The sequence below is a fragment of the Olleya sp. 1-3 genome, from assembly GCF_002836085.1.
Taxonomy (GTDB): domain Bacteria; phylum Bacteroidota; class Bacteroidia; order Flavobacteriales; family Flavobacteriaceae; genus Olleya; species Olleya namhaensis.
The window spans coordinates 223,385-243,329 of the sequence record NZ_PJBW01000001.1 but is presented as its reverse complement, the minus strand read 5'-3'; the positions used below and the strand labels follow the sequence as shown (position 1 = coordinate 243,329).

Here is a 19,945-nt window from a genome sequence, read left to right as displayed (position 1 = left end):
TTTCGCAACTCGACATAGAAATCAGAAAAAATGAGCGCAGGATTCCCTGAATATAAAGGACTTAACTTACCAAACGTAGCAGAAGAAATTCTTAAGTATTGGCAAGACAATAATATCTTTGAAAAAAGTGTATCAACTAGAGATAATGCAGAGCCGTACGTGTTTTTTGAAGGACCACCTTCAGCTAATGGTTTACCTGGTGTACACCACGTTTTAGCACGTGCTATAAAAGATATTTTTCCAAGATATAAAACCATGAAAGGGTACCAAGTTAAGCGTAAAGCTGGTTGGGATACGCATGGTTTACCAATAGAATTAGGTGTAGAGAAAGAACTTGGTATTACCAAAGAAGATATCGGTAAAACTATATCGGTGGAAGATTATAACGCAGCCTGTCGTAAAGCAGTTATGCGTTACACGGATGTTTGGAATGACCTGACTCAAAAAATGGGGTATTGGGTAGATATGGAAGATCCATATATTACTTACGAGCCTAAATACATGGAAACTGTTTGGTGGCTTTTAAAAGAGATTTACTCTAAAAAGCTAATGTACAAGGGGTATACAATTCAACCGTATTCTCCAAAAGCAGGAACAGGACTAAGCTCGCACGAGGTTAACCAACCTGGTGCATATCAAGATGTAACAGATACAACTATCGTTGCACAATTTAAAGCTATTGAAAGTACATTGCCTGACTTTTTGCAAAACGAAGGCGATATCCATTTTACAGCATGGACTACAACACCTTGGACATTACCAAGTAATACTGCGTTAACTGTTGGGCCAAAAATAGATTATGTTTTAGTTCAAACATATAATCAATATACTTTTCAGCCAATTAATGTAATAATGGCTAAGGCTTTAGTTGGTAAGCAATTTGCCGGAAAGTTATTTAATCAAGTAGAAGCTAAAGCAGATCTTTCAGAATATAATGGTGGTGATAAAGTAATCCCATATTTTATTGTAAAAGAATTTAAAGGAAAAGACCTTGTTGGTATTAAATACGAACAATTACTGCAATATGCGTTACCAAATGATAATCCGGAGGATGCTTTTAGAGTTATTGCTGGAGACTTTGTAACAACTGAAGATGGTACAGGTATCGTGCATACAGCACCAACATTTGGAGCAGATGATGCCTTAGTGGCAAAACAAGCTACGCCAGAAATACCACCATTATTGGTAAAAGACGATAATGGAAACTTAGTGCCTCTTGTAGATCTACAAGGGCGTTTTAGACCAGAAATGGGTGAGTTTGGTGGTAAGTATGTTAAGAATGAATATTATAATGATGGCGAAGCTCCAGAACGATCAATAGACGTTGAGTTAGCAATTAAATTAAAAGAAGAAAATAAAGCCTTTAAGGTAGAAAAATATAAGCACAGTTACCCACATTGCTGGCGTACAGATAAGCCAATCTTATACTACCCATTAGATTCTTGGTTTATTAAAGTTACTGATGTTAAAGAAAAAATGGTAGCTAATAATAATACCATTAACTGGAAACCTAAATCAACAGGTACTGGGCGTTTTGGTAATTGGTTAGCTAACGCAAACGATTGGAATTTATCTAGATCGCGTTATTGGGGTATTCCATTACCAATCTGGAGAACGGAAGATGGTAAGGAAGAAATCTGTATTGGATCTGTTGAAGAGCTTAAAGCCGAAATGCAAAAAGCAGTTTCAGCTGGCGTTTTAGCTAAGGATATATTCGAAGATTTTGAAGTCGGAAACAATTCCGAAGAAAACTATGCTAAGCTAGATTTACATAAAAATATTGTAGATGGTATCGTGTTAGTGTCTCCAAGTGGGCAGCCAATGCAACGCGAAAGTGACTTAATAGATGTGTGGTTTGATTCTGGATCAATGCCTTATGCGCAATGGCACTACCCATTTGAGAATAAAGAAAAAATAGATAATAACGAAGCCTTTCCTGCAGATTTTATAGCGGAAGGAGTGGATCAAACTAGAGGTTGGTTTTATACGTTGCATGCTATTGCAACAATGGTATTTGACTCGGTTGCCTATAAAAACGTAGTGTCAAACGGATTAGTGTTAGATAAAAACGGACAGAAAATGTCTAAGCGTTTAGGTAATGCAACAGATCCATTTGAAACTTTAGATACTTACGGAGCAGATGCAACACGTTGGTACATGATTGCTAATGCAAATCCATGGGACAACTTAAAATTTGATTTAGATGGTATTGAAGAAGTAAAACGTAAATTTTTCGGAACACTTTATAACACGTATTCTTTCTTTAGTTTATATACTAATTTAGATAAATTTAGTTACGCTGAAGCGGAAATCCCATTAGACGATAGACCTGAGTTAGACCGTTGGATATTATCAGAATTACATACCTTAATTCAGAAAGTAGATCAGTATTATGCCGAGTATGAGCCGACAAAAGCAGCAAGAGCTATTTCTGACTTTACACAAGATTATGTAAGTAACTGGTTTGTACGTTTAAGTAGAAGACGTTTCTGGAAAGGAGATTATCAAACAGATAAAATTTCGGCATACCAAACATTATATACATGCTTGTTAACCATAGCAAAATTAGGTGCGCCAATTGCTCCGTTTTTTATGGACAAGCTTTACATAGACTTAACAAAAACAACACAATCAGAAACGTTTGAGAGTGTACATTTGTCTGAGTTTCCAAAATTTGACGCTAGATTTGTTGATAAGTCGTTGGAGCGCAAAATGGAAAATGCGCAAACTATTTCGTCTTTAGTATTATCATTAAGAGCTAAAGAAAAAATAAAAGTGCGTCAACCGTTGCAAAAAATAATGATTCCGATAGATTCTGAACAACAAAAAGAAGAAATTCTAGCAGTTGCAGATTTAATAAAGCATGAGGTAAACATTAAGGATATCGAGCTTTTAGAAGATGCGTCAGATATATTAGTAAAACAAATTAAACCCAATTTTAAAGCGTTAGGACCACGTTTTGGAAAAGACATGAAAGCAATTGCAGGTGTGATTGTTAAGATGACTGCAGAGGACATTAAAGTTGTTGAACAAAAAGGAGAGATTGATGTCGAGTGTAATGGAAAAAGTATTACATTACAACGTGGTGATGTAGAAATTACGTCTCAAGACATTGAAGGTTGGCTAGTTGCAAACGAAGGTAGTATAACCGTTGCTTTAGATGTAACCATATCGCCAGAATTAAAAGAAGAAGGAATTGCTAGAGAGTTGGTAAACCGTATTCAAAATTTGCGTAAAGATTCAGGTTTTGAAGTTACAGATAGAATTTCTGTTCAGCTTCAAGAAGATGAAAATATTGTGAAAGCAGTACAAGCTAATTTAGAGTATATTAAGGCTGAAACCTTAACAGACGATCTAAAAATTATTAATCAATTAAATAGTGGTATAGAAATTGCTTTTGATGATGTAAATACCAAACTATTTATTCAAAAAAACTAAAATTATGGCATCAGATATAAACGTAAGATACTCAGACAAAGATTTAGCAAATTTTAAAGTGCTAATACACGAAAAAATAAAAAGTGCTAAGCATGACTTAGAATTGATCAAAAGTGCCTACATGAATGATCATAATAATGGTACTGATGATACGTCGCCTACATTTAAAGCGTTTGACGAAGGAAGTGAGACTATGAGTAAAGAGTCTAATTCTGCTTTAGCAATAAGACAGGAAAAATTTATCCGTGATCTTAAAAATGCTTTGATTAGAATCGAAAACAAAACCTATGGTGTGTGTCGCGTAACGGGTAAACTAATTAATCCTAAAAGATTAGAGTTAGTGCCTCACGCAACGTTAAGTATCGAAGCAAAGAATATGCAGTCATAATTTTTTGAGCAATTAAAAAATAGTGTCTAATGTTTATTAGATCTAAAATATAATAAGTTAAAACGCTTCAATTACTATTGAAGCGTTTTACATTTACACTAAATAGCACCATTGAAAATTAGAATAACCTTTTTGTTTTTATTGATTACCAGTTCTTTTTACGCGCAAATAAGCAAAGAAAAAATGTGGCGTGCTGACGCTATAAAAACGGTGACTATAGCAGGTAGTGGTGTTTTTAAAATTAATGTAAAAAATGGTCCGTCAGATACAATTACCTTGAAGGTTAAAATAGATGGCGAATACGCTCAGAATTTAGTTGTTTTGGATAGTGTTTCAGCTGAAACATTATTTATATCATCAGCCTTTCAGCCTCTATTTGTAAGTGATAACGATAAATTAAGCGCGCATAAAGTATTATCTGTGGAGTATGAGCTCTTGGTCCCGGAACACATGTCTTTGGATGTTAAAAGTGATATTGCTTCCGTAACTATTGTAGGGATTTATACCGCGGTTTTTATCGAGTCTAATCAGGGTAGTTGTCAATTAAAGGAGTTTCTAGGTGATGCGGTTATTAATACTATCGATGGGAATATTGCTGTGCAAACTAATCTAGCAAAAGTCGAGGCGTTTAGTAAAACAGGTACGGTAGAGATACTCCAATTTAAATATGGAAAGTATGCAATAAGTTGCCACTCCATTAACGGAAATATTATCGTGACTAGAATAGAAAAATAAGTCTATTTTTGTTTTGTAAATTCTACTTGCGCTTAGCATAGTAAAAGCATTCCAATTTATATGAATATTAAAAAAGCATCATTACTAATAATTGTTATTTTACTTATTGATCAAATAAGTAAAATATATGTGAAAACACATTTTGTTTTAGGAGAGGATGTTGCTCTTTTTAGTTGGTTTAAAATTTATTTTATTGAAAATAGCGGTATGGCTTGGGGTACTAAACTAAGCGATATTATTCCGGCTATTTCAGATAGGACAGCAAAAGTATGTTTAACAGTTTTTAGGATTTTTGCAATTATTGGTATTGGCTATTGGTTGACAAATACTATTAAAAAACAACAGTCTAAAACGCTAATTTTAGCACTTGTCTTTATTTTTTCAGGTGCTTTAGGTAATATTTTGGACTCTGTATTTTATGGTGTGTTGTTTGATGATAGTGTCTCTCAAGTGGCTAGTTTTTTGCCACAACAAGGGTATGATAGTGTTTTGCATGGTAAAGTTGTAGACATGTTGTATTTGCCATTATGGAAAGGTTATTTGCCAGAATGGATTCCTGGAATTGGAGGAGACTATTTTACGTTTTTCGAGCCTGTTTTTAATGTAGCAGATGTTGCTATTAGTATTGGCTTCTGTATTTTGATATTTTTTAATGGAAAAGCGTTTCCTAAAAATGAAGAGAATTAAAACTCGTAAATAGTCTTTGGTGTTACGCAATAGTCTAGGCTGATGTCATCTTTATAAACATCTTCAATTTCAGCTTCAGCTTCAAAAAAAGACAACCCTATTTTTATAGTTTCTGGTTTGCAGTCTGCTAGAAAGTTATCGTAGAATCCTTTACCATAACCCACACGGTTTCCTTTTAAGTCAAACGCTAAAAGCGGTACAAATACCACGTCAATGCTAGTGTTAGCAATTGGAATACCATCAATAGGTTCTGGAATATTGTAAGTGCTTAATTTAAGTGTGGTAGCATCGGTTAATAAAAAATTACTTAAGGTGTTGTTGCTAAAATTACTTTTAGAAATAACAATGTTTTTATCCTTACCAGACAGAATGTTTAAAATGTAATCTGTGTTAATTTCCTGCTGTGTTTCAATAGTTAAAAATAAATGATAAAAGTTATAGTCCCAAATAGTTAACTTTAATAACTGATTAGCAATTGCAAGACTGTGATCATCAATTTCAGTATGGGAAAGCAAAGCGCGTAAAGCTTTATATTTTAGTCTTAAGTCAGCTTTTTTCATCTTAAACTATTTTAAGACTTCCGTCGAAATATGAAACAGCGCATCTCCTTGATATACAATCGGGGATTGGTTAATGTTTATTATATAACCAGCATGTTTAGATTTGACAAAATGGTTGAATTTTCCGTAAGGATCGGTTATGTTTCCTATATCATCACCAACTTTGACTTCAACACCAAGTTTAACAGTTGCTTTAAACATACCAGAATGTTTAGCTCTAAGCCAAGAGCTTTCTGTTATTTTAACGCATTCTTTTTTAGGTTCTGATACTTTAAACTGTCTACGTAACATTCCAAAATGATTCATGATGCGTTTTGCACCATTAACACCAGTGTTTGTGACGGTATTGTCTAGGTCAAAAGATTTTCCTCCTTCATATAATAGGATAGGTTTCCCTAATTTATTACAAGCGTTTCTAAACGATTTGTTTAAGTTTTGAGAATATAAGATAAATGGCGCGCCAAAGATTTCGGCCATGACATCATCATCTTCGCTTCCTCGTTCTATACGTATCTGTGGGGCATTAAATCTAAAGGCTCCTCCGGTGTGAAAATCTACAATAAAATCGGCATGTGGCACCACTTCTTGTATTAGCTCATAGGCTACACGACTAGCTAAAGAGCCGTTTTTCATACCTGGAAATACACGGTTTAAATCGCGACCATCAGGAAAGGCGCGTTCCATGTTTATAAACCCAAAAATATTAAGGACAGGAATACAAATAGTCGTTCCTATTTTGGGTTTATTAATGCCTTTGGATATTAGTTGACGTACAATCTCCACGCCATTAATTTCGTCACCGTGGATTCCCGCAGTAAACAAAATTGTCGGACCTGGTTTTTTAGAACGTTCTATTATAATAGGTACATCTACAGGAGTTCTAGTGTGCAATTTTGCAACATTAAAACTAACTTCTGCACTTTGGCCAGGTTTGATAGTTTCTCCTAAAATTTCTAAAACGTCGTTTGTGTACATCGTTTATTTATTTGTGTTTTTCTCAATATAATTGATGATATTTTTTGCGATATTTTTACCTGTTGCATTTTCAATACCTTCTAATCCTGGGCTAGAGTTTACTTCTAAAAGTAATGGACCTCTTTCAGATTGTAACATATCTACACCACAAACTGGTAGTTTTAAGGCTTGAGATGCTTTCATTGCAACTTGCGTTTCTGCATCACTTAAAGTTATAATGTTAGCACTTCCTCCACGGTGTAAGTTAGATCTAAATTCGCCTTCTTTTCCTTGACGTTTCATAGCGCCAACTACTTGACCATCTACAACTAAAGCACGTAAATCCGCACCTTTAGCTTCTTTTATAAATTCTTGTACAATAACTCTAGCTTCTAAACCATTAAAGGCTTCTAAAACCGATTCTGCAGCATTTTTACTTTCGGCTAAAACGACACCTAACCCTTGAGTACCTTCTAGTAATTTAATAATTACCGGTACACCACCAACATGCTCAATAACTTCCTCAACATCTCTAGAGTAGTTAGTAAATACTGTTTTTGGCATTCCAATACCAGCTTTGCTTAAACGTTGTAAACTTTTTAGCTTATCTCTAGACCTTAAAATGGCTTCAGAAGAAGCTGTTGTAAAAACATTCATCATTTCAAATTGTCTTACCACTGCACAACCGTAAAATGTTACAGAAGCACCAATACGCGGTATAATAGCGTCTACATAATCTAAATAACGATCTTTATAAAAGATGGTTGGTTTTTCAGTTTCAATAATGATGTCACATTTTAGAGGATCTATGATCTCTATTTTATGACCTCTTTTTTCACCTTCTTCAACCAAACGATCTGTTGAGTATAAATTAGCGTTTCTAGATAAGATTACAATGTTCATGTTACTTGTTATAATTAAAGGATTGGTCTAGGATATCGACGTCTACTAAAAATTTACGTTTTAAAAATTGTCTACCAATTAAAACGGGAAATCTCATATCGTCTCTTGTGCTTAAAGTTAAGTTAATCTTATATGTTTTACCAAAAAAAACGACTTCTGTTTTTATCTTGTAGCGGTTTTCTACAAAACCATTGCTGCTTTTTACGTCTGTAAAGGTGTACTCTTCAAAGACTTTAGTCTTGCTATTAAAGTTGGGGTGTCCTTTGCTGTAAAAAGTACAGTGTAACCCGTCGTCTTTAACAACTACTTTGGAGCAATGTATTGCAGAGGTGTAGGCTCCTGTATCTATTTTACAGTCCACTTCAAATAAATCTAACTTTGGGAAGTTGATTTTATCGGTTCTACCAATGGTTTTTTTTGTCATTTTTAGTGTTTAAAAAGAGGTGCAAGGTAATAAATAAGTAAACATATAATTTTTATTTTTAGGTTAAAATTTGACCTATAAACGTTAAGTTGTTTTTAAATAATTACCTTTGGTTAACAATCAAATATCTTCCATTTTTAACGTCAGAATGAGTAATACAGCTTTAGATATTCAGCTTAAAACCTTACCGGATTCTCCCGGAGTCTATCAGTATTTTGATGCTGAAGGCACCATAATATACGTTGGTAAAGCCAAGAATCTAAAAAAAAGAGTCAGTTCGTATTTTACAAAAACTCATGAAAATGGTAAAACTAGAGTTTTAGTAAAGCGTATTGCTAATATCAAACATATTGTTGTAGAGACAGAAACAGACGCATTGTTATTAGAAAACAATCTAATAAAAAAACATAAGCCACGCTATAATGTTTTATTAAAAGACGATAAAACGTATCCATGGATTTGTATTAAGAAGGAGCGTTTTCCAAGGGTGTTTCCTACCCGTCGTGTTATAAAAGATGGTAGCGATTATTTTGGGCCTTACACTAGCATGAAAACCGTAAAAACGTTACTAGGTCTAATTAATGGATTGTATAAATTACGTACTTGTAATTATAACTTGGCACAGGATAAGGTTAGTGAAGGTAGGTATAAAGTGTGTTTAGAGTATCATCTAGGAAACTGCAAAGGCGCTTGCGAAGGTCGAGAGACGGAAGCTAATTATCACGAAAACATAGCAGCAATCAGAGAGATTTTAAAAGGGAATTTTAAAGACTCTTTAGGCAATTTTAAATCGCAAATGAATCAGTTTGCGGAAGATATGGAGTTTGAAGCTGCGCAACGTATTAAAGAAAAAATTGAAGTTTTAGAAAACTACCAAGCTAAGTCAACAATTGTTAATCCAAAGATTAGTAATGTGGATGTATTTTCTATTGTTAGTGATGCTGGACATAGTTATATTAATTTTTTACAATTATCCTATGGATCTATAATTAGGTCACATACTTTAGAAATTAAAAAGAAGTTAGACGAAAGCGATAAAGAGCTTCTAGAATTAGCTATAATTGAAATTAGAGCACGTTTTAACTCCAATTCAAAAGAAATATATGTACCTTTTAAGGTAAATATTGGAGAGCAATTAAAAGTAACGGTACCACAACTAGGAGATAAAAAGCATATTTTAGATTTATCCATTAGAAACGCAAAGTATTATAGGATGGAGCGTTTTAAACAAGTTAAAATCACAGATCCTGATCGTCACGCCAATCGTATTATGGCGCAGATGAAACAAGATTTACGTTTGGGGCAAGAGCCAAGACATATCGAGTGTTTTGATAACTCAAACATCCAAGGTACTAATCCTGTTGCAGCCTGTGTTGTGTTTAAAAACGGAAAACCAAGCAAAAAGGATTATCGTCATTTTAATATCAAAACGGTTGTTGGTCCTGATGATTTTGCATCCATGGAAGAAGTGGTGTTTAGACGTTATAAACGCTTGCTTGAAGAAGAGCAACCATTGCCACAATTAATAATTATTGATGGAGGTAAAGGGCAATTGTCTTCTGCATTAAAAAGTTTAGATCTTTTAGGGTTACGTAATAAAATAGCAATTATAGGTATTGCAAAACGTTTGGAAGAATTATTTTATCCTGATGATCCAATTCCATTATATTTAGATAAAAAATCGGAAACCCTAAAAATAATTCAGCAATTACGTAATGAGGCGCACCGTTTTGGAATTGAGCATCATCGAAATAAAAGAAGTAAACAAGCGTTAAATACAGAAATGGAAACTATTCCAGGCATTGGAGAAAAAACGATTGTAGAATTACTAAAAAAGTTTAAATCTGCAAAACGTATTTCTAACGCTAAATTGGATGAGTTAGAAGATGTTGTAGGAGCTTCAAGAGCAGCAAAAATATATAATTATTACCATAAGGAATGAAGCAAATAAGCATTGTTATACTATTAATATTTGCATTAAGCAGCAGTCTTAAAGCGCAAGAAACCCAAGAGCAGGAGCCTAAAGTTGGTTTGGTGTTAAGTGGTGGTGGTGCAAAAGGGTTTGCACATATTGGTGTTTTAAAAGTTATAGATAGTTTAGGTATTAGAGTAGATTATGTAGCAGGGACCAGTATGGGGGCAATTATTGGGTCCTTATATGCTTCTGGTTACTCAGGTAAACAGTTAGATTCTATTTTTAAAGGTGTAGATTTTGATAATTTAATAGCCGATAATATTCCAAGGTCAGCGCAATCAACTTACGAAAGGGAGATTTCAGAGCGCTATGCAGTAACATTGCCTTTTGATCACTTAAAAGTTAAACTACCGTCAGCATTATCTAGAGGACAAAACACATTTAATTTATTAACTAAATTAATGTTACACGTTAGTTATCAGGACGATTTTTCAAAACTACCAATCCCATTTTTTTGTATAGCAACAAATGTAGAAACCGGTCAGCAAGTTGTTTTAGACAAAGGTAATTTGCCACAATCGGTTAGAGCTAGTGGTGCTTTTCCATCGCTGTTTCAACCTGTTGAGATAGATGGTCAGCTTTTGATTGATGGAGGCGTAGTAAATAACTATCCAATTAGCGAGCTTAAGGCAAAAGGGATGGATATAATTATTGGTGTGGACGTTCAGGATGGTTTAGCTAATCGTACAGATCTGTCATCAGCGCCACAAATATTATTTCAAATAAATAATTTCAGGACTATAAATGACATGAAAATCAAGTCTACACAGACTGATATTTATTTAAAACCAGATATTTCAAAATTCAATGTTGTTTCTTTTGACGACGGTAACCAAATTATAAAAAACGGAGAAATAGCTGCTCGAGCGCACATAGACGTTTTAAAAAACTTAAAAGAAAAGCAGACTAAAAAGCCAATAGAAAGACTAAATACGGTCTATTCAGATAGTTTAAAAATTAATTATATCGAAACTAACGGTATAAATAAATACACAAGATCTTACATTTTGGGTAAATTAAAAATGAGACCCTATACTAAAATAGCATACACAGAGCTGGCAGAAGGTGCTAATAATGTCGTAGCAACTAATAACTTTGACAGCTTTTTTTACGAGCTTAAAAAAGATGAAGATGACTTTTACAGATTAATAACTACAGTAAGCGAAACTAAAAAAACAACGTTTTTAAAACTAGGGTTACACTATGACGACCTGTATAAAAGTGCCATTTTAGCTAATATTACTAAAAACCAATTTCTATTAAAAAACGATGTGGTGTCTCTAGATTTAATTATCGGGGACCATGTTAGATATAATTTTGATTATTTTATAGATAAAGGGATGTATTGGAGTATTGGTTTAAAATCTAGGTATAACGAGTTTGATCAAGGCGTAGTGGCTAATGCTTTTTTATCACAGTCAGAAGTCTTAGATGTAGGAATCAATAAATTGGATACAGAGCTAACAGATTTTACTAATCAGTTTTACTTGCAAACATTATTCAGAAACGATTTAGCCTTGTCACTTGGTGTGGAGCATAAAAAACTAAAAGTAACAACTGAAACTATTTTGTCCACAGATAACCAAGACGAAACAGTTTTTGAAAACAGTAATTACGTTAGTCTCTTTGGGCAGTTAAAATTTGATACCTATGACAGTAAGTATTACCCAACAGAAGGTCTTTCCTTTTTAGGAGAAGCCAACTACTATATGTATTCATCAGATTTTTCAACAGATTTTTCTCCATTTTCTATATTTAAAGCAGAGCTAGGTTATGCCTTCAAGGCAACAGATAACTTATCTTTTAATTTAGTAACAGACGGAGGGTTTAAAATAAATCCAAAAGCCAATCAGTTTCTTGATTTTGTACTTGGAGGTTACGGTAATAATTTTATCAATAATTTTAAACCGTTTTACGGGTATGATTTTTTATCCATAGCAGCAGATTCTTATATCAAAGCAAGCATAAACCTAGACTATCAATTTGTTCCAAAAAACCACCTAATGGTTACCGCAAACTATGCCAATGTATCAGATAGGCTGTTTGATACCACGGACTGGTTATCGTTGCCAGAATATTCAGGTTACGCCTTAGGCTACTCTTTTGATTCGTTTTTGGGTCCTATAGAAGCAAGATATAGTTACTCTCCAGAAACTAGAGATAGCTACTGGTTTTTCAACTTGGGGTATTGGTTTTAATGGGGCGTTTTGTATTTAATCCTTTAGGGCTTAAATACAACCAGGTTATCCATTATATCTTTTTTTGCCATATGTGGCAGCAAAAAAAGGATGCCATTACTACCCTTAACGCGGGGTATTACGCATCAGCTTCTGCCTAGAGATAAAAAACACTTTCTATACTCAAAAATATTTACGATATTTGTTAGACTATGAAGACAGCTTGGAGCGATTTATTATCACATTTAAAATTCTTGATTAAGCGTAATCCAGAGTGATCTTCCTTCCTTGTTAAGCATTTAATAAGACGTCACACAGTTCTTAGACGTTATTTTTTTTCAATTTAAAAACTAAAAAAATGCCATTTTATCATAAACTAGGAAAAATACCACCAAAAAGACACACCCAGTTCAGAAAAGCGGACGGCACATTGTACGCAGAACAGTTATTTGGTACCATAGGTTTTGACGGTATGTCAACAAATTCCTATCACGAGCATAGACCAACACAGGTAAAGGAAATCAGAAAACAATACAGTGTTGCACCTAAAATTGCTAAAAAAAACCACATACAATCTTACCGTTTAAGAGGGTTTCAAGTCAAGCCAGAAAACGATTATTTAGAGTCTCGTAAAACGGTGCTTATAAATAGCGATTGTAGTATCATTTTAGCAGCGCCAAAACAATCAACAACAGATTATTTTTATAAAAACACAGACGCAGATGAGCTTATCTTTATCCATAAAGGAACAGGGAAACTGCGCACACACTTAGGTAATTTAGACTTTAAATATGGAGACTATTTATTAGTACCTAGAGGCGTTATTTATAAAATGGATTTTGATACAGAAGACAATCGTTTGTTTATTGTCGAGTCTAAAAGACCAATTTATACACCAAAACGTTACCGTAACTATTTTGGACAATTATTAGAACATTCTCCATTTTGCGAGCGTGATTTAAGACAGCCACAAGAGTTAGAAACACATAATGAAAAAGGAGACTTTTTAATGAAAGTTAAGAAGCAAGACGATATTTTCGAAATGGTTTATGCAACACATCCTTTTGATGTTGTAGGTTATGACGGTTACAACTATCCATATGCGTTCTCAATCCATGATTTCGAGCCTATAACTGGACGTATCCACCAACCGCCACCAGTACATCAAACTTTTGAAACAGATGCTTTTGTAGTTTGTAGTTTTGTACCAAGATTATACGATTATCATCCAGATAGTATTCCAGCACCTTACAATCATAGTAATATAGATAGTGATGAGGTCTTGTATTACGTAGACGGAGATTTTATGTCTAGAAACGATATAGATGCAGGGCACATATCCTTGCATCCCGCAGGAATACCACATGGTCCGCACCCAGGAGCAACAGAGCGTAGCATCGGGAAAGTGAGAACGGATGAGCTAGCAGTAATGGTAGATACGTTTAAACCATTAATGGTAACTGAGGAGGCACTTAAAATAGCTGACGAAGACTACTATAAATCGTGGCTAGAACATTAGTATTAAATAGATTTCAAAACAATAATTAATTAAGATTGAAATAGAGATTCAAGAATTTAAAAAATTGACACGGAGTTATTTAACAGATTCTAAAGTCTTTGTTTTTGTCGCTTTATTCTTTCTTCTATATAAAGTATTATGAGTAAAAAAGAAGTAAAATCAGTAGACTACGGTTTAGAAAAAATATTTGAAGGTGCACAAGATTTTTTGCCGCTTTTAGGAACAGATTATGTAGAGTTTTACGTGGGTAACGCAAAACAAGCAGCGCATTTTTATAAAACAGCATTCGGATTTCAATCTCATGCATACAAAGGATTAGAAACAGGATCAAAAGATTCGGTAAGTTATGTGTTAAAGCAAGACAAGATTCGTTTAGTATTAACAACACCATTAAATAGTAAGTCGCCAATTAACGATCACATTGTAAAACATGGTGATGGTGTAAAAATTGTGGCGTTATGGGTTGAAGATGCTAAAAAAGCTTACGAAGAAACTACAAAACGTGGTGCAAAATCATACATGGAGCCAGTCGTTGAAAAAGACGAATTTGGTGAAGTAGTAAGAGCCGGAATTTATACGTACGGAGAAACTGTACATATGTTTGTAGAGCGTAAAAACTATAACGGACAATTTTTACCAGGATTTGTAGAGTGGAAAAGTGACTATAACCCAGAGCCAGTAGGGTTAAAATATATCGACCATATGGTTGGTAATGTAGGTTGGGGAGAAATGAATACTTGGGTAAAATGGTATGAAGACGTTATGGGGTTTGTTAATTTCTTGTCATTTGATGACAAGCAAATCCACACAGAATACTCGGCTTTAATGTCTAAAGTAATGAGTAACGGTAATGGGCGTATCAAATTCCCGATTAACGAGCCAGCAAAAGCAGCTAAAAGATCACAAATTGAAGAGTATTTGGATTTCTATGAAGGTTCAGGAGTACAACATATTGCAGTAGCAACGGATGATATTATAAAAACAGTATCTCAGCTTAAAGCTAGAGGTATCGAGTTTTTACCACCACCACCACAAGCATATTATGATGATATTCCAAACCGCTTAGGTGTGCACATGGAAATGATGAAGGAAGATATTAACGAGCTTCAAAAGTTATCAATTATGATTGATGCAGATGAGGAAGGGTATTTACTTCAAATCTTTACAAAGCCAGTAGAAGATAGACCAACCTTGTTTTTCGAAATCATACAACGTATGGGGGCGCAAGGTTTTGGTGCAGGAAACTTTAAAGCATTGTTTGAATCTATTGAGAGAGAACAAGCTAAAAGAGGGACACTTTAATTAAACTTTATAATTTAATAACAAAAAAATGCCATCAAATACACTGATGGCATTTTTTTGTTTTATATTTTTGGAATAGTAATTGTAAACTAAGTTATAAATAACCTATAGCTTAAACAATTAAGTCTTGTAATAATACCAGTTATGAAAAAACATATACTTCTACTAATAGCCATATTTACTGCCGGTTTATCCTATGCAGTGCAACAAGAGCCTGCTTTTAAGGATGGCGAGTGGTTTAAATTTAAAATGAGTTATAGTGGTTGGATGAAAGCAGGTAACGCCACGCTTCAAGTAAAAGAAACAACACTAAACGGTAAGCCCGTATTTCACGTTGTTGGAAAAGGATGGACAACAGGTATGATTAAATGGTTTTTTAAAGTAGAAGATCGTTATGAAAGCTACTTTGATAAATCAACAATTTTACCGTACAAATTTATTAGAAATATAGATGAAGGTGGACATAAAAAAAACATCGAAATAGAGTTTGATCAACCAAATAAAAAAGCATTAGTTTATAACAAAAAGCACGATACTAAAAAGACAATAAACACCAAGCCTAATGTGCAAGACATGGTGTCTACTTTTTATTTTCTTAGAAATAAATTAGATACTAAGAATCTTAAGGAAGGGGATGAGATAAAGTTAGACATGTTTTTTGACGAAGAAAACTATGGTTTTAAATTAAAATACCTTGGTAAAGAAAATTTAGATACAAGCTTTGGGACTGTAGAGACGTTAATGTTTAGACCATATGTAATGGCTGGTCGTGTTTTTAAGGAAGAAGAAAGTTTAACGCTTTGGGTGTCTAATGATAAAAATAAAATACCTTTACGTATCAAGGCAGATTTAGCAGTGGGGTCTTTAAGGGCAGATTTAGAAGCTTTTAAAGGGTTGAAACATAGTTTTAAAATTATTGCAGACTAATTATAATGAGCGTAGACCAGAATTTAATCAAGCAATTAGAAGAAAAGTACGATGGATTAGGCCAAAATCTAAATACCCATTTAGAAGGTTTATTGCATAGTAAACCAATTGATTATTGGGACTACATACAAACCGATGCGCTTTTAAATTTACAAGTGCAACGTACAACGTTACCAGACGAGATGGTGTTTTTAATGTACCATCAAGTAAATGAGTTGTTGTTTAAAATGATCTTGTGGGAAATAGAGCAAGTCGCTAAGGCAGATGCTATAACCGCTTCTTTTTTTGAAACAAAAATCATGCGTATCAGTCGTTATTTTGATGTTTTAACGTCATCATTTACAGTAATGAAAGATGGTATGGATGTGGAGCAATACAATAAGTTTAGAAACACTTTAACGCCTGCAAGTGGTTTTCAGTCAGCGCAATACCGTAAAATAGAGTTTGCTTCAACTGAGTTGATCAATTTAATTGACAATAGGTTTAGAGAAACTATTGATAGAGACACTTCTTTTGAGCACGCTTTTGAGCATTTATATTGGCAAGCGGCAGGAAAGGACTACAAAACGGGCAAAAAAAGCTATACATTAACAGTTTTTGAAGCTAAATACAAAGACGAATTTATTAGATTTGCAGAATTCTATAACACACATAATTTGTGGACTATCTTTAAAAGTTTACCAATAGAGGTTAGAGAAGACAAGGATTTAATCAAAGCAATGCGTCATTACGATTACACAGTAAATATTACGTGGGTAATGGCACATTATAACACAGCTAATCACTATTTAAATATTGGTGGTAAAACAGCTGAAGCAACAGGAGGAAGTGAATGGGTAAAATACATGCATCCAAAGTATCAAAGACGAATATTTTTTCCAGACCTATGGAGCAAACAAGAGTTGCAAGATTGGGGCAAAAATGTCTAGTGCTTTTAGCGTTTACATTAGCAATTGTTAGTTGTAAAGAAGAAGATAAAACACCAGTAGAAAGCGTTGAGGTTATTGAGCCACAAGAGCTTTATGAATTTGGTTTTAAACTAGATGATTATATTGTAAAACGTGACACTATCAAAAAAGGAGATAGTTTTGGCGAAATTCTACAGCGTAATCAAATAGATTACTCTAAGATTTTTCAAATCGCAGAAAAAACAAAGGATAGTTTTGATATCAGACGCTTGCAAGTTGGTAAGCCTTATACTTTGTTGTGTTCTAACGATTCGCTACAGCAGCCAAAATGTTTTATTTACCAACCTACAAAAACGGATTATGTTGTTATAAACTTCCAAGATTCTATTCACGCATATTCAAGTACAAAGCCCATAAAATATGTAGAAAAAGAAGTGTCTGGTATTATAGAGTCTAATATTTCTGAGTCTTTTGCAAAGCAAGGTAAAAGTGTGTTGTTAGCTTATAAAATGTCGGATATCTACGCTTGGACTATCGATTTTTCTAGACTTCAGAAAAATGATAAGTTTAAAGTGGTTTACACCGAAAAATATATTGATGACACTATCTATGCAGGAATCGATAATATTAAAGCAGCCTATTTTTTGCATAACAACGAGCCTTTTTATGCTTTCGAGTTTGAAACAGATACTATAAAAGGATTAAAAGATTATTTTTCTGAAGATGCGAAAAACTTACGTCGTGCATTTTTAAAAGCACCCGTAGAATATAAGCGTATTTCATCAAGATTTAATTTAAATCGAAGAATTGCACTTTATGGAAACCGAGTGCGTCCCCATAAAGGAACTGATTTTGCAGCAAGCGTTGGAACACCAATCCGTGCAACAGCAAATGGTACGGTTATCGAGTCTGCTAAGCGTGGTGGAAATGGTAATTATGTAAAAGTTAAACATAACTCAACTTATACAACGCAATACTTACACATGAGTAAGCGTAAATCTAAAGTGGGTGACTTTGTAAAACAAGGAGATGTTATTGGGTATGTGGGTATGACAGGTAATACCTCAGGACCTCATGTTTGTTATCGTTTTTGGAAAAATGGAAAACAAGTAGATCCTTTTAAACAAAAATTACCGGAAGCAGAACCTATTTCGGATAGCTTAAAAACTGAATATTTAAAGTTTATAAAACCGTTGAAAACACAATTGGATGGGATAGAGTTTATTTCTCCTATCGAAGAAGATCAGATTTTAGATATTCAAACTATTTCAGAAAACACAATTACATACACTAACTAATGGCACTACCTTCAATCAACCCAACAAGTACAAAAGCTTGGAAAAATTTAGAAGCTCATTTTAAAACTGTAAAAAGTTTAGAGATGAAACATTTGTTTGCTCAGGATACAGAAAGAGCAAATCAAATGACTATTAATTGGGACGATTTTTATGTAGATTATTCAAAAAACAGAATCACTTCTGAGACCATGTCTTTGCTTTTAGAATTAGCGGAAGAGGTTAAGTTAAAAGAGGCTATTCAGGCACAGTTCTCTGGAGAAATCATCAATAAAACGGAAGGAAGAGAAGTTTTACATACGGCTTTACGTGCAAAAGCAACAGATACTATTATAGTAGATGGTAAAAATGTAATGCCAGAAGTTATAGCGGTTAAACAAAAAATTGAAACGTTTTCTAATCAAGTTATAACGGGACAATTAAAAGGATACACAAATAAGCCATTTACTGATGTAGTAAACATCGGGATTGGTGGTAGTGATTTAGGACCAGCTATGGTAGTTGAGTCCCTTCAGTATTATAAAAATCATTTAACCACTCATTTTGTAAGCAATGTAGATGGTGACCATGTTAATGAGGTTTTAAAAACATTAAATCCTGAAACAACATTGTTTGTAATCGTTTCAAAAACATTTACAACACAGGAGACCTTGTCAAATGCCAATACTATTAGAACTTGGTTTTTAAAACAGGCTAAGCAAGAAGATGTGGCTAAGCATTTTGTAGCTGTATCTACTAATATTGAAAAAGTAAAAGACTTTGGGATAAACGAAAATAACATCTTCCCGATGTGGAATTGGGTTGGTGGTCGTTTTTCATTATGGAGTGCAGTTGGACTAACTATTAGTTTATCTGTAGGTTACAAGCATTTTGATTCGCTTTTAGAAGGTGCCAATAAAATGGATACCCATTTTAAAACGGCGGATTTGGATCAAAATATCCCAGTTGTTTTAGCACTATTAAGTGTTTGGTATAACAACTTTTTTAAAGCAGAAAGTGAAGCTGTTATTCCGTATACACAATATTTGACTCAGTTTGCAACCTATTTGCAGCAAGGTATAATGGAAAGTAATGGTAAAAGTGTAGACCGTAATGGTGTGTCAGTAAATTACCAAACAGGAACATTAATTTGGGGAGAGCCTGGAACCAATTCTCAGCATGCCTTTTTTCAATTAATTCATCAAGGAACAAAATTAATACCTGCAGATTTTATTGGTTTTGCGCAATCACTATATGGTAATCATGATCATCAAGATAAATTGATGTCTAATTACTTTGCACAAACCGAAGCGTTGTTAAACGGTAAAACTAAAGAAGACGTTGAGGCTGAATTAAAAAGTCAAAATGCTTCAGCAGAAAAAATTAAAGAATTAACACCTTTTAAAGTATTTGAGGGGAATAAACCTACAAATACAATCTTCATAAAAAAACTGACTCCAGAGAGCTTAGGAAAATTAATCGCGATGTACGAGCATAAGATATTTGTACAGGGGATTGTTTGGAATATCTACAGTTATGATCAATTTGGAGTCGAGTTAGGGAAGCAATTAGCCAATAAGATTTTAAAAGAATTTGATAATTCTAGTTTTGCTAATCATGATGCTTCCACCTTAAATTTATTAGAATTATACAAGAAATTAAGATAATTTATGTTAATAATTTTTTTTATTGTTTTGATTAACAGTTAATTGAGATTTGGAATATTTTATGTAATTTCGTTTTTGTGCATTTGTTAACGTTAAGTTAATATAAC

The 19,945-nt window shown here is 33.7% G+C and carries 16 protein-coding genes; 12 read left to right on the top strand and 4 right to left on the bottom strand.

Annotated elements, in window-relative coordinates; all coding sequences use genetic code 11:
• Positions 1-30: 30 nt before the first annotated feature.
• The 4 genes from ileS (at position 31) to CXF54_RS01025 (ending at position 5,248) form a co-directional block, all read left to right on the top strand.
• Entirely contained in the window at positions 31-3,438 is a 3,408-nt protein-coding gene (gene ileS / locus CXF54_RS01040; RefSeq protein ID WP_101202085.1) for an isoleucine--tRNA ligase, read from the top strand.
• 4 nt (positions 3,439-3,442) lie between these two features.
• Positions 3,443-3,826 carry a TraR/DksA family transcriptional regulator gene (locus CXF54_RS01035; RefSeq protein WP_090836711.1) on the top strand — a complete coding sequence of 128 codons (384 nt, stop codon included), beginning with the start codon at positions 3,443-3,445 and terminating at the stop codon, positions 3,824-3,826.
• Positions 3,827-3,937: 111 nt separating this feature from the next.
• Positions 3,938-4,561, top strand: coding sequence for a hypothetical protein (locus CXF54_RS01030; protein WP_090836709.1), 624 nt, complete (start codon positions 3,938-3,940; stop codon positions 4,559-4,561).
• A gap of 60 nt (positions 4,562-4,621) precedes the next feature.
• Positions 4,622-5,248, top strand: coding sequence for a lipoprotein signal peptidase (locus CXF54_RS01025; protein WP_101202083.1), 627 nt, complete (start codon positions 4,622-4,624; stop codon positions 5,246-5,248).
• Here CXF54_RS01025 and CXF54_RS01020 read toward each other — a convergent pair.
• The 4 genes from CXF54_RS01020 to CXF54_RS01005 are packed head-to-tail and all read right to left on the bottom strand — an operon-like array spanning position 5,245 to position 8,089.
• Complete coding sequence (locus CXF54_RS01020; protein ID WP_090836705.1) at positions 5,245-5,808, bottom strand: 5-formyltetrahydrofolate cyclo-ligase; 564 nt, start codon at positions 5,806-5,808, stop codon at positions 5,245-5,247. The genes CXF54_RS01025 and CXF54_RS01020 overlap by 4 nt on opposite strands.
• A 6-nt stretch (positions 5,809-5,814) precedes the next feature.
• A complete protein-coding gene (locus CXF54_RS01015) occupies positions 5,815-6,783 on the bottom strand; it encodes a succinylglutamate desuccinylase/aspartoacylase family protein (protein ID WP_090836703.1) in 969 nt (322 codons plus the stop codon).
• A gap of 3 nt (positions 6,784-6,786) precedes the next feature.
• Complete coding sequence (gene rimK / locus CXF54_RS01010; RefSeq protein ID WP_090836701.1) at positions 6,787-7,665, bottom strand: 30S ribosomal protein S6--L-glutamate ligase; 879 nt, start codon at positions 7,663-7,665, stop codon at positions 6,787-6,789.
• Position 7,666: 1 nt separating this feature from the next.
• Positions 7,667-8,089: an ATP-dependent zinc protease gene (locus tag CXF54_RS01005; protein WP_090836699.1), complete on the bottom strand. Its 423-nt coding sequence runs from the start codon at positions 8,087-8,089 to the stop codon at positions 7,667-7,669.
• 148 nt (positions 8,090-8,237) lie between these two features.
• Between CXF54_RS01005 and uvrC the strand changes: the two genes are divergently transcribed.
• The 8 genes from uvrC to pgi all read left to right on the top strand — a co-directional run bounded on the left by uvrC (position 8,238) and on the right by pgi (position 19,838).
• Positions 8,238-10,031 (top strand): excinuclease ABC subunit UvrC, encoded by a 1,794-nt coding sequence (gene uvrC / locus CXF54_RS01000; protein ID WP_101202082.1) that lies wholly within the window; start codon positions 8,238-8,240, stop codon positions 10,029-10,031.
• On the top strand, positions 10,028-12,262 hold the full coding sequence (locus CXF54_RS00995) for a patatin-like phospholipase family protein (RefSeq protein ID WP_101202081.1): 2,235 nt from the start codon (positions 10,028-10,030) through the stop codon (positions 12,260-12,262). The genes uvrC and CXF54_RS00995 overlap by 4 nt, the downstream gene beginning before the upstream one ends.
• Positions 12,263-12,599: 337 nt before the next feature.
• Positions 12,600-13,760 (top strand): homogentisate 1,2-dioxygenase, encoded by a 1,161-nt coding sequence (locus tag CXF54_RS00990; protein WP_090836693.1) that lies wholly within the window; start codon positions 12,600-12,602, stop codon positions 13,758-13,760.
• Positions 13,761-13,898: 138 nt separating this feature from the next.
• Positions 13,899-15,062, top strand: coding sequence for a 4-hydroxyphenylpyruvate dioxygenase (gene hppD, locus CXF54_RS00985; RefSeq protein WP_101202080.1), 1,164 nt, complete (start codon positions 13,899-13,901; stop codon positions 15,060-15,062).
• A gap of 144 nt (positions 15,063-15,206) precedes the next feature.
• The gene (locus CXF54_RS00980; protein ID WP_090836689.1) at positions 15,207-15,989 is read left to right on the top strand and encodes a DUF3108 domain-containing protein; all 783 of its coding nucleotides are present in this window, start codon (positions 15,207-15,209) and stop codon (positions 15,987-15,989) included.
• A 5-nt stretch (positions 15,990-15,994) separates the two neighbouring features.
• The gene (locus CXF54_RS00975; protein WP_101202079.1) at positions 15,995-16,918 is read left to right on the top strand and encodes a tryptophan 2,3-dioxygenase family protein; all 924 of its coding nucleotides are present in this window, start codon (positions 15,995-15,997) and stop codon (positions 16,916-16,918) included.
• Positions 16,876-18,195 (top strand): M23 family metallopeptidase, encoded by a 1,320-nt coding sequence (locus CXF54_RS00970; RefSeq protein WP_101202078.1) that lies wholly within the window; start codon positions 16,876-16,878, stop codon positions 18,193-18,195. Before CXF54_RS00975 ends, CXF54_RS00970 begins: the two co-directional genes overlap by 43 nt.
• A complete protein-coding gene (pgi, locus tag CXF54_RS00965; RefSeq protein WP_101202077.1) occupies positions 18,195-19,838 on the top strand; it encodes a glucose-6-phosphate isomerase in 1,644 nt (547 codons plus the stop codon). The genes CXF54_RS00970 and pgi overlap by 1 nt, the downstream gene beginning before the upstream one ends.
• Positions 19,839-19,945: the final 107 nt, after the last annotated feature.